Origin of the sequence: Mycoplasmopsis agassizii, assembly GCF_002276225.1 — a bacterium.
GTDB lineage: Bacteria > Bacillota_I > Bacilli_A > Mycoplasmatales > Metamycoplasmataceae > Mycoplasmopsis_B > Mycoplasmopsis_B agassizii_A.
Genome location: NZ_NQNY01000011.1, coordinates 40853 through 48926, shown reverse-complemented (window position 1 = coordinate 48926; position 8074 = coordinate 40853). Strand labels below are relative to the sequence as shown.

At 27.7% G+C, this 8074-nt stretch carries 4 protein-coding genes; all 4 read left to right on the top strand.

All coding sequences use genetic code 4. From position 1 onward, the window contains the following. Positions 1 to 295: 295 nt before the first annotated feature. Complete coding sequence (locus CJJ23_RS03525; RefSeq protein WP_095334984.1) at positions 296 to 3139, top strand: cation-translocating P-type ATPase; 2844 nt, start codon at positions 296 to 298, stop codon at positions 3137 to 3139. 511 nt (positions 3140 to 3650) lie between these two features. Next, the gene (locus CJJ23_RS03520; RefSeq protein ID WP_095334983.1) at positions 3651 to 5660 is read left to right on the top strand and encodes an ATP-dependent helicase; all 2010 of its coding nucleotides are present in this window, start codon (positions 3651 to 3653) and stop codon (positions 5658 to 5660) included. 81 nt (positions 5661 to 5741) lie between these two features. Beyond that, positions 5742 to 7091: an asparagine--tRNA ligase gene (asnS, locus tag CJJ23_RS03515; RefSeq protein WP_095334982.1), complete on the top strand. Its 1350-nt coding sequence runs from the start codon at positions 5742 to 5744 to the stop codon at positions 7089 to 7091. Between the two features lie 2 nt (positions 7092 to 7093). Further along, the gene (locus tag CJJ23_RS03510; RefSeq protein WP_095334981.1) at positions 7094 to 8071 is read left to right on the top strand and encodes a glycosyltransferase; all 978 of its coding nucleotides are present in this window, start codon (positions 7094 to 7096) and stop codon (positions 8069 to 8071) included. Positions 8072 to 8074 lie beyond the last annotated feature (3 nt).

Here is an 8074-nt window from a genome sequence, read left to right as displayed (position 1 = left end):
GGTTGTTTTCACTCTATATCTTGCAGAACCTACACTATCAATTAAGTCACCAATTTTTTTGTATTCAATTTCGCTTGTATTTATTTCTTTCACTAATTTGCTAACTTCGTTCATACTTTTAATAATATCAATGAATACATCAAAAATAATTTATATTTTTCCGAATTATAATATTTGTCTGGATTTTTATAAAGCAATTCTTATTTTCTTATCTCAAAAACTTTTTAAAAAACTTAAAAAACATCTCTTCAATAAATATTTTCAAAATCGCTTTTATACCGTAAAATTTTAAAATATGAAGAACGACTTTTTAAACACGGGGCTAACTTCTCAAGAAGTTATTGAGTCTCGTAATAAATATGGTTCAAATAAATTGGCTGAGAAAAAACAAAAAAATGCTTTTCAAATTTTTCTGAAAAATTTATTTGACTTAATGACAATTTTATTGTTTGCTGCTGCAATCATTAGTTTAGGTTTAACAATTGATAATGGAGTAAAAAATGGTTTTGACCAAACATCTGTGCATGTAGGTTTTTTTGAAACCTTTATCATTATTTTTGTAATCATTGTTAATGCCTTAATTGGAACATTTCAAACGCTCAAAGCTAATAAGGCTGTTAAAAGTTTATCCAAACTTAGCCAGAGTCAAGTTAGAGTTATCCGTGATTCTAAATTGCAACTGATTGATAGTGAAGAATTAGTAATTGGCGACTTAATAGTTTTTGAAAGTGGCGAAAAAATTGCTGCTGATGCTCAAATTGTTGAAGCATCACAACTTAGAATTAATGAATCAATCTTAACAGGTGAATCTTTAGCGATCGAAAAAAATGCTGATCCAGTTAAAATCAAAAGTGAAATTTTAGGTGAACAATTAAACAGAGTTTTTAGTGCTACAAGTGTTATCAACGGAACTGGAAAAGCAATCGTTGATGCTATCGGCGATAACAGTGAAATTGGAAAAATTTCACAAATGGTTAATCAAGAGAAAAAATTAAAATCACCTCTTGAAATTAAATTAGATAAGTTAGGTAAAATCTTTTTTATAAGTGGTTTAACTTTATTTGTTGCTTATTTTATTATTGCAATTCTTTTACTAGGCGTTGAAAATGTTAGCAGTTCTTGATCAACTGCTTTGGTAGGTGGAATTTCATTAGCAGTTGCTGCTATACCTGAAGGTTTAATAACTTTTACAACTATTATTCAAACTTTAGGCATGAAAAACATGGCTCATAAAAACGCCATTATTAAAGAATTAAATATAGTTGAAACGCTAGGTAATTTAGCAATTATTTGTAGTGATAAAACTGGTACTTTAACTCAAAATAAAATGACCTTAGTTAATTTATTTACACTTGAAAATAAATCAACATCTACCTTAAAACGTGAAGCAGAAAATGACTTAATTAAAAAGTCTGTTTTATGTACAGATGCTAGTTATGAAATTTTAAAAGATGGATCAGAAAATTTAATTGGAGATCCAACCGAAACAAGCATTTTAGGTTTTGCGCATAAGTATAAAATTGAAAAAGATGATTTGCTAAATAAGAGTCCTAGATTAGCAAGTTTACCTTTTGATAGTGACCGTAAATTAATGACTGTTATAAATAAAATTGATGGTCAAATTTATGCAATTACAAAAGGTGCTCCTGATGTTTTATTAAATTGTTGTAGCAATTTAAATAGTGCTAAAGTTAATGAAATTAAAAGTACTATTAAGTCATACAATGACAAAGCATATCGCACACTTGCAATTGCTCAAAAAGTTATTTCAGAGAAAGATTTAGCAAATAATTTTAATCACGAATTTATAGAAAATGACTTGCAATTTTTAGGACTAGTTGCAATGATCGATCCACCACGAGAAGAAGCAAAAATTGCTATTCAAGAAACAATTAATGCAGGTATTAAAACAATCATGATCACAGGTGATCATGTTGATACTGCAGTTGCAATTGCTAAAGAATTAAAAATTTTTCAAGATGGTGATATTGCTTTAAGTGGTGAACAATTAGCAAAATTAAGTGATCAAGAATTAAAAGAAAAGTTAATTAAAATTAGTGTTTATGCGCGTGTTAATCCTAGTGATAAAATTAGAATTGTTAAAGCTTGACAAGAACTTGATCAAGTTGTTGCAATGACAGGTGATGGAGTTAATGATGCTCCTGCATTAAAAGCTGCTGATGTTGGAACTGCCATGGGAATTACAGGAACGGAAGTTTCAAAAGATGCAGCAGACATGATTATTGTTGACGATAATTTTGCAACAATTGTCAAAGCAGTTGATAATGGTCGCAAAATTTATTTAAAAATTAAACGAGTAATTCAGAACTTAATTACAACATCATTAGTTGAATTAATTGTTGCATTTTTAGGAATGATTATTTTTACTTTAGTTTATGGAGAATATCTTAAAGGTGCCGATTTTGCAGTGTTTAGTGCAGCACAATTACTTTGAATTAACTTGTTAACGCATGGCTTTCCTGCAGTTGCTCTAGGTCTTCAAGAATCCAAAAATTATGTTATGGATGTGCGACCTTATTCTAAATTTGAATCAATTTTTGCAAGAAGAATGGGAATAGATTTAATTTGACAATCATTAATAATTTCTTTTTTAGCACTTCTAGGATATGCACTAGGAATTGAATATATTAAATCATTAGCAGAAAATGATCCAGTGCAATATCTTTATTTAGTAACATTAAATAATGTTGATAATTCATTATCACCAAATGCAGTTATGGGCCACTTAATGAATTATTATGGTTCAGCAGTTGGATTCTTAGTTGTAGGTATTGCAGCAGTTTTCAACAGTTTAAATTTAATTAGTGAAGATAGTTTGTTTAAGGTGAAACTGAGAGATTCATATATAGTCTTATCATCTGTTTTATTTAGTTTTATAATGCTATTAATTGCTGTAGGTGTTTCTAATTTAGCACAACTATTTCACATGCCAAAAGACTTTTTTGAAAACACTAATTTAGTCCTTATTTCTTTCTTTTTTGGAATTAGTATTTTCCCAATTTTAGAAGTATATAAATTAATTAGAAAAAAATTATTTAAGAAAATTAAGTCAGAACAAATTACATCTTTTGAACTAATTAAAAAGCCATCAAGAAAAAATAATAAGATATCAATTTAAGCTAGGTTTTTAAAACCTAGTTTTTGTTTTTCAAAATAAATACGTGTCTTATTTTTTGAATTCAGATTCAAAAATCAAAAAATTTTTAAATCTATTTTTAGAAAAAAACAGATTTAAATTTATTAATTAAATTAATGTTTTAAGTAATTCAAATTTAAAAAAGATCTGTAAAATAAAATATTTTTTTCGTCAATTTTAGTTTCATTTATAGATAAGATGATTATGTTTTTAGTTAACTAAATGATTCAATTTTGATTGTATGAAATTAGAGCATAATCAATTTTTTAATGATTAAATTATTAATGCAAAAACTGGTACATGTATTATATTTTTGAATTAATTTTTTTAATTTTTATCTTCATCAAAATTAATTTATTGCTAATTAAAATCAATCATTAAATACAAACTAAAAATTTGATTTTTAAAAAAGTATTATTTGAAAATTAATTCATCAATAAACATTTCCAAACAAAAAACAAGAAGATTAAAAAAAGAGTTTATAATTAAATATATGAAACAATATTTAAAATCACTTAATGAAAAACAACTTGAAGCAGTCTTATATAACAATGGTCCTTTGCGTTTAATATCAGGTGCAGGTTCAGGAAAAACTAGAACCTTAACAACAAAAATAGTTTATCTTTTAGATGAATTAAATTTCAGAGAATCTGAAATTTTAGCAATGACTTTTACTAAAAAAGCTGCTAGAGAAATGAAAGAAAGAATTGAAGACATGTTGCAAAATAAAAGTGACATGTCAATTTCCACTTATCATAAATGATGCTTAATTTTTCTTAAACAAGAAATTGAAGTTTTAGGAATTAGCAAAAACTTTGATATCTTAAGTGAAAGTGATTTTAATTCATTACTAAAAAAAGTTATGAAGGAATTAAATGTTGGAGATGTAATTGAATTTGCTTCAGTCAAAGCACATATTAAAAAACGCCGTGAAGAAGAATTTTTAGACAAACAATTAATTCAATTAACTAGTGGTTATGTCAGAACCAGGGAAGAAATTTATCAAGCATTTAAGAAAAAATTGAAAGAGTTTGCCTTATTAGATTATGACTTAATGCTTTTTTATACTTATCAGATTTTGAGAGATTATGAAGCGATTAGAATTAAATGAGCAAAAAGATATAAGGCAATTTTAGTTGATGAATTTCAAGATACTGATGAAATTCAATATCGAATTGTCAAGTATCTTTCAAGATTTTCTTTACTAACAATTGTTGGCGATCCAGACCAAACTATTTACACCTGAAGGGGTGCAAAAATGGATATCATCTTAAATCTTGAAAAAGATTTTCCCAATATGAAAACGATAGTTATGAATCAAAACTATCGTTCAACCAAAGTTATTCTTGAACATTCAAACGCTTTAATTTCTAAAAACTTAAACCGTTTTGAAAAAAGCCTTTTTACAAATAATGAACAAGGTGAATCTTTAATCACAAAAGGATTTAACAATCCATTTTTAGAAAGTAATTTTGTTGCTGATGAAATTCAGGATTTATTAAAACAAGGTGTTGATCCTAGCGAAATAGTTGTTTTTTATCGCCAACATCGCAGTTCTAGACCTTTTGAAGATGCCCTACGAACTAAAAAAGTTGACTACCAAGTTCTTAGTGGAGTAGGTTTTTATGAGAGAAAAGAAATCAAGGAAATCATTCTATTAACAAAAATTTTAAACAACGAAAACACTAAGAATGATTTTCTTTGAACAGAAATTTTAAACACGCCACCACGTGGTATTGGTGCTGTTTCAATTGCTGAACTAGAAAAACTAGCAAGCGATAAAGAACAAAGTATTTTTGATACTTTGCTTAATGATCTAGATGAACTTAGTTGAAGAGCCAATGCAAAAAACAGCATTAAAAATTTGTTCGAAGCTATTCGCAAAGCATCTCATGCTTTTCAAGATAAAGCAGTACCTTGATCTTTTATTCTTAAAGAATATTTAAACGAAATAGGTTATCTAACTTCAGTTGCTGAACGAAAAAACTTTTACTCCGAAACAGTTGATGAAAATATTAGAGAATTTTTCGATAGCATCAACCTTTTTCAAGAACAAAATCCTGATAAGACATTACAAGAATACCTAGATGATTTAAGTGTTTCTTTTGAACCAGTTAGTGAAATCGAACAAAACAAGCAAAAAGTTAAAATGATGACAGTGCATGGTGCAAAAGGGCTTGAATTTGACTATGTTTTCATAGTTAACTTTGCTCAGCATTCATTTCCTATTCCAAACTATTCAAACGGTTTTAAAAATCCCACCTATGATATTAAACACCTAGAAGAAGAAAGGCGTCTTGCTTATGTTGCTTTAACTAGAGCAAGAAAAAAAGCTTACATAACTTACCCCCTTAATATGGTGACTGAATATTCATCACAAAGTCGTACTCGTTCGACTTTTATTGCTGAAATGCAATATAAGCAGCAATATCGTGATGGCATTAGCAAAGCACGTGATCGTGTCGAGAGAAAACGTAATCCTTTTGCAGAAATTAAGAACTAAAACTACTTAAAATAATTAGCCTATTTTAAATAGGTTATTTTTGATATAATTAAAAAATAAACAATAGTGAAAGTGAAACAGATGATTAAAAATATCTTAATGCTAGCGGCTGAAAATGATGGTCGAAAATTTTTATTAAAAGGTTGAATTGCTAATAACCGTGGAAATAACAAGGTTAGATTTATCGAGTTAAACGATGGGTCAACCGTGGAAAGTCTGCAGTTAGTAGTAAAAAACTCAGAATCAATTAACTTAGAAGAAGTTGAAAGTTGAAGCTTGGGGTCAGCTCTTGAAGTTATTGGAGATTTTAAATATACACCTAGTGCTAAACAAGTTGGTGAATTAGAAGTTGAGCAAATTAAACTAGTTGCCAAATCTGATGAAGATTATCCAATTCAAAAGAAGGAAACTTCTTTGGAATTTCTAAGAAGTATTCCTCATATTCGGCATAGAACTAACACTTTAAGGGCAGTAACATTAGTACGATCAACTATCTCATTTGCAATTCATGAATTTTTTCAAGGTGAAGGTTTTACCTTGGTTGCATCACCTATTATTACTGGTACAGATGGCGAAGGTGCTGGTGAAATGTGAAAACTAGATGATGGTAGAGAAGAAGAATTTTTTGGTTCAAATTCAACACCTTATTTATCAGTTTCTGGTCAACTACATGCTGAAGCATATGCTCTAGGAATGAAAAAGTCTTACACATTTGCTCCTACTTTTAGAGCTGAGAAATCAAACACGACAAAACATGCTGCTGAATTTTGAATGATAGAACCTGAGGTGAGTTTTAATAATTTAGATGACAATATTAAATTAGCAGACGACATGTTAAGGTTTATTGTTAAAAGAGTTTTAAGTAAAAATCAAGCTGAATTAGAATTTCTTCAGAAAGTAAATAATGTAAATTTAGTTGAAAGATTAAACCATTTAATTGCAAATAAATTGCAAGTTATTGAATATAAAAAAGCAATTAAAATTTTGCAAAAAGCAGACAAACAATTTGAAAATAATGACATCAAATTTGGAACAGATTTATCAACTGAACACGAAAGATATTTAGCAGAAGAATATTTTAAAGGACCAGTTGGAATAATCAATTATCCTAAATCATTTAAAGCATTTTATATGTATCAAAATGATGATAATGAAACAGTTGCAGCCTTTGATTTATTAGTGCCTGGAATAGGTGAAATTATTGGTGGATCACAACGTGAAGATCGTTATGAAAAACTTCTTCAAAGAATCAAGGAATTAAATATCAGTTTAGAATCTCTTCAATGATATGTTGACCTTAGAAAGTATGGTTATAAATCAAGTGCAGGATTTGGTTTAGGATTAGAACGTTTAGTTATGTATATAACAGGCATGGAAAATATTCGTGATGTTCTTCCTTTTCCAAGAACTCCAAACACTTTAAAAATGTAATTATGAAATTATCTATTATTGTTTCCTTTTATAAAAATTACCATTTAAATATTTTTGATAACTTAAAAAAATCAATAAATAAAGATGTTGAATTTATTTTTATGATTGATGATTTATACCCTGAAGATTATCAAAAAATTTATGAAATTAAGAAGGTCTATTCTGATCAGATACAACTCGTTTTTCATAAGAAAAGAAATGGCACAGGAAGAAATTATTTTGATGCCATTAGGTACGCAAAAGGCGAGTATGTTTCTTTTGTAAGTGTATCAACTGTTACTGGAGAAACTGACTTAAACAAACTGGTTGATGTGCTTAATAAAAATGATGCGGATGTAATTGAATTTCAGCCTTTTTGAGATCGTAAAATTGACTGATATCCAAGGCAAAGAATAGCACCAAATAAAGTTTATAAAACTGACGAAACCCCTGCATTTATCGCACTTTCCTATCCAATTATTTTTAATAAAGTTTTTAAAAAAGAACTATTTAAATCAATAGATTCTTCACAGGTTTTATTGTCTAATTCAAAGTATTCAATTTCACTTTTATACAACCTTTTAATTAATGCAAAAACATATTTATATTTAAATTTAAATTTTAGAAAATACCTTGTTCATTCTGAAAAAACATTTAGCTTAAATAACTTTATAAAAGAGTGAAAATTAATTGAAGAAAATGAAAAAGTAAAAAGTCAATTTACATCAGAAATTGAATATGCTAAACATTACTTTTTTGTTGTCTTTTTACCTGCATTAGTTTCTGAAATTTTGAAGTCATCATACTTGAAAAAAATTGCCGCAAGCAAACAAAGTATTTCAGAAAAAATTGAAATTGAAATTGACAAATTTTTTGCAAAACAAAAATTTTTAGAATTTCAAAATAATAAATATTTAAAAAATAATTTATTAGAAATTGCACTGATGAAAAAAAGAACAAGTAAAAAAGATTGAAAAGATATTTTTGAAAAGTTACAATAATAA